General features: G+C 72.2%; 3 protein-coding genes. All 3 read right to left on the bottom strand.

Annotated features, from left to right (window positions below; genetic code table 11):
• Positions 1-63: 63 nt before the first annotated feature.
• Positions 64-1,083 carry an ABC transporter permease gene (locus G5C65_RS32470; protein ID WP_165302624.1) on the bottom strand — a complete coding sequence of 340 codons (1,020 nt, stop codon included), beginning with the start codon at positions 1,081-1,083 and terminating at the stop codon, positions 64-66.
• On the bottom strand, positions 1,080-2,135 hold the full coding sequence (locus G5C65_RS32465) for an ABC transporter permease subunit (protein WP_165302625.1): 1,056 nt from the start codon (positions 2,133-2,135) through the stop codon (positions 1,080-1,082). The genes G5C65_RS32470 and G5C65_RS32465 overlap by 4 nt, the downstream gene beginning before the upstream one ends.
• Before the next feature lie 86 nt (positions 2,136-2,221).
• Entirely contained in the window at positions 2,222-3,757 is a 1,536-nt protein-coding gene (locus tag G5C65_RS32460) for a sugar ABC transporter ATP-binding protein (RefSeq protein ID WP_165302623.1), read from the bottom strand.
• Positions 3,758-4,165 lie beyond the last annotated feature (408 nt).

Here is a 4,165-nt window from a genome sequence, read left to right as displayed (position 1 = left end):
GTATACGGGTATACGGGGGGGGATGGTCACAGGCGCCGCACAGCCGCCGGCACGGCGGCGCGGTCAGGCGGCGAGGCGTCTGTGTCTGCGTGCGGTGAGCACCGCGATCACCCGCGGGGTGAGCACGGAGACGATGAGCAGGACCCCGGTGACGATCACCTGGATCTCGTGCGAGACGTCGTTCAGGGTGAGCAGGTTGTTGAGCACGCCGATGAGCAGCACACCGGCGACGGCGCCGCCCAGCGTGCCCTTGCCGCCGTCGAAGTCGACGCCGCCCAGCAGCACCGAGGCGACCACGGTCAGTTCGAGCCCCAGTCCGTTGTCGGCGCGGGCGCTGCCGTAGCGCAGCGTGTAGACGATCCCGGCGAACGAGGCCATCACTCCGCTGAGCACGAACAGGACCAGTTTGAGGCGCTTGACGCGGATCCCCGCGAAGTACGCGGCGTCCTCCTGCGCCCCGATCGCGAACAGCGAGCGCCCGAACGTCGTGCTGTGCAGCGCGACGGCCGCCACGAGAGCGAGGACGCAGAACAGCGCGATCGGATACGGCACGAAGGTGCCGGGCACCGTCTCGTTGTTGCCCGCCCACCGGGCGTACGTCTCGGGGAAGTCGGCCACGGCCTTGTCCCCGAGCACCACGGAGGCCAGGCCGCGGTACAGCGTGAGGGTGCCGATGGTGACCGCGAGCGAGGGCAGGCCCACCCGGGTCACCAGCCAGCCGTTCAGCAGCCCGCCGAGCGCACCGGCCAGCAGGCACAGCGGGAAGATCATCTCGAAGGTCCAGCCGGCGTCCCACAGCCGCCCCGCCAGGGCGCTGGACAGCCCCAGCATGGAGGCGACGGACAGGTCCACCTGGCCCGCGACGACGAGCAGGGTCATGGGGAGGGCGAGCAGCGCGATCTCGGCGGTGTCGTTCAGCGCGGCCGACAGGTTCGCGGAATCGGCGAACCCGTCGGTCGACCATGTGCCGGCGAGGAAGGTCGCGACGAGCAGCACGCCGACCACCGAGTCCCAGCGCACGAAGCGTCCGGGGCCGCGCCGCTCCGCCTTCGGCTCGGGGGGCGCTGGTGCGGTTGCGGTCACGTTCTGCTCCTCTTCCTGAGCGCCTGGGTGGTACGGCCGCGCACCACGCGGTCCGTGGTGATGGCGGCCAGCAGCAGGGCGCCCGTGATGGCCTGCTCCCAGAAGGCGCTGACCTTCAGCACGACGAGGGCGCTGCCGATCGTGGTGAGCAGCGCGGCGCCGAGCGCCGCTCCCCACACGGTGCCGACGCCGCCCGTGATGGCGACGCCGCCGACGACGACGGCGCTGACCACGGTCAGCTCCCAGCCGTTGGCTGCGTCGGCCACGACCGTGCCGAAGCGGGCCAGCCACAGCGCCCCGGCGAAGCCCGCGACGGCCCCCGAGAACGCGTAGGCGGCGAGCACCCGGCGGCGGACGGGGATACCGGCCAGCCGGGCGGCCTCCGGGTTGGAGCCGATGGCGTACAGCTCCCTGCCGCTGCGGTACGTGCGCAGGAAGTACCCGGTGCCGAGGAGCACCACGGCCGAGATGATCGGCAGATACGGGATGCCCAGGACGCTGCCGCTGCCGAGGTCGAGCACACCGTCGGGGACGTCGGCGGCGTTGATCTGCTCGCCGCTCGCCCAGGCGTGGTCGAGGCCCTGGATGACGTAGAGCATCCCCAGGGTCACCACGAGCGCGGGAACCTTGCCGAAGCTGACCAGCGCGCCGCTCACCAGCCCGCAGGCGGTGCCGAGCGCGATGCCGAGCAGCACGGCGGTGACCGGACTGTGGTCCGTTCCCGAGACGAAGTTGCCGCAGGCGAAGGCGGTCAGCCCGACGACCGAGCCGACGGACAGGTCGATGTTCCGGGTGAGCACGACGACGGACTGGCCGGTGGAGAGCAGCACCAGGATCGAGGAGTTGAGCAGCAGGTCCTTGACGCCCTGGTCGTCGAGGAAGGACGGGTTGGCGAGCCAGGTGGCGAGGATCAGGGCGATGAGCGCTCCGCCGATGCTGAACTCCCGCACGCGCAGCACGGCTTCGGCGAGCGAGCGCCCGCCGCGCGCCGTCTCCGGCCCCGCTGCGGGCCCTTCCGGCGGTTCGGGCCGGCCGGCCGGAGCGGTGCGCACTGCGCCCGCCTCGCCGGCCGCTCCGCCCGCCTCGCGGTGCGCGGGCTGCGTGCTCGACTGCGGCTCGGCGGCCGCGCCGGTGTCGCTCACGCCGCCTCCCCGTGCCGCCGGCCGCGCCCGGTGGCGGCGGCCATCACGGTCTCCTCGTCGGCCTCGTGGCGGGGTATCTCGGCCACGAGGCGGCCTTCGTGCATCACCAGCACCCGGTCGGCCATGCCCAGGACCTCGGGCAGGTCGGAGGAGACCATCAGGACGGCGAGGCCGTCGGCGGCGAGCGTGGAGAGCAGCCGGTGCACCTCCGCCTTGGTGCCGACGTCGATGCCGCGCGTGGGCTCGTCGACGATCAGTACGGCCGGCTCGGTGGCGAGCCACTTGGCGAGCACCACCTTCTGCTGGTTGCCGCCGGACAGCACACCGACGGGGTCGGAGAGCCGGTCGTACTTCAGCCGCAGCCGCACTCCCCAGTCCGAGGCGCGGGTACGCTCCAGCGTGCGCCGCACCAGGCCGCCGCGGCCCAGCTCGCCGAGCCCGGTCAGCCCGATATTCCGCTCGATGGACGCCGCCATGACAAGCCCGCGCTGTCGCCGGTCCTCGGGTACGAGCGCGAGTCCCGCGTCCATGGCGGCGGTCGGCGAACCGGGGCGCAGCACGGTGCCGCCGGCCTCGACCTCCCCGGCGTCGGGGCGGTCGACGCCGAAGACGGCCTGGACGACCTCGCTGCGGCCCGCGCCGACGAGCCCGGCCAGTGCGACGATCTCGCCCCGCCGCACCTCGAAGGACACATCGTGGAAGACCCCCTCGCGGGTGAGGCGGCGCACCGTGAGCGCGGTCTGACCGGCGGGCACGTCCTGCTTGGGGTAGAGCTCGTCCAGCTCGCGGCCGACCATGCTGCGCACGAGGTCGTCCTCGGTCAGTCCGTCCAGCGGCTCGGAGGCGACCAGCTGCCCGTCGCGCAGGGTGGTGACCCGCTGGCACAGCTCGAAGATCTCACCGAGCCGGTGCGAGACGAACAGCACCGCTGCGCCCTCCGCGCGCAGCGTCTCGACCACGGAGAACAGCCGCTCCGTCTCGCCGCCGGTGAGCGCCGCTGTGGGCTCGTCCATGATGAGCACCCGCGCGTCGAAGGAGAGCGCCTTGGCGATCTCGACGATCTGCTGGTCGGCGATGGACAGCCCGCGTGCGGGGCGCGCCGGGTCGAGGTCCACGCCGAGGCGGCCCATCAGTCCGGCCGTGGCCTCGTGCACCGCGCGGTGGTCGATGCGGCCGAGCGCGCGGCGCGGCTGGCGGCCCATGAAGATGTTCTCGGCGATGGACAGGTCGGCGAAGAGGGTGGGCTCCTGGTAGATCACGGCGATCCCCGCGTCCCGCGCGTCGGCGGGTCCGTGGAAGACTGCGGGTCTGCCGTCGATCAGCACCGTTCCGGTGTCGGGCGGGTGCACACCGGTGAGCGTCTTGATCAGCGTGGACTTGCCGGCGCCGTTCTCGCCCGCGAGGGCGTGCGCCTCACCGGCGCGCAGCTCCAGGGACACCTCCCGCAGGGCGCGCACGGTGCCGAAGGACTTGCTCACTTCCTCCAGCGCGAGGACCGGTGGGGAGCCACCGCCCGGTGCGGGCTCGGTCATCCTGCTCCTCCCAAGGTCACACCGCTGATCGAGCATCAGAAATGAAATGTTTCAACATGGTTGACGGGAAGTTAGTCACACCCCCGAGGCCAGTCAAGAGGGCCTGTCGCAGGTGACCGGCTCGTACACGCCATACTCCGGCTCCGCCCGCCCATCAGCGCCGGACTCGCCCCGTGCGTACTGAATCGTTTTCAGGCCCACCCCGGGCATCACACATGATCAGTACACGCCACAGCCGGTACGCCGGCGCACCATTCGACAGGACCCTAAATCGTTTCACTACTGTCATTGGTCGCACCACCGGCCACCGGCCACCGGCCCCCGGTCCCCGCGGCGCGTCCGCCGCGGCCGCCCTCCTACGCTGAGCGCACCACGCGCCGTCCGTCCGCACGAACACGAGGTTCCCCG

The organism is Streptomyces boncukensis, from assembly GCF_011045075.1.
Classification (GTDB): domain Bacteria; phylum Actinomycetota; class Actinomycetes; order Streptomycetales; family Streptomycetaceae; genus Streptomyces; species Streptomyces boncukensis.
Note: the sequence above shows the minus strand (reverse complement) of the source record. Positions and strands in the feature narration are given on the sequence as shown.

Bases quoted from the DNA above. Each gene is read 5' to 3' on its own strand.
- G5C65_RS32460 (WP_165302623.1), bottom strand. From the start codon at position 3,757: ATGACCGAGCCCGCACCGGGCGGTGGCTCCCCACCGGTCCTCGCGCTG.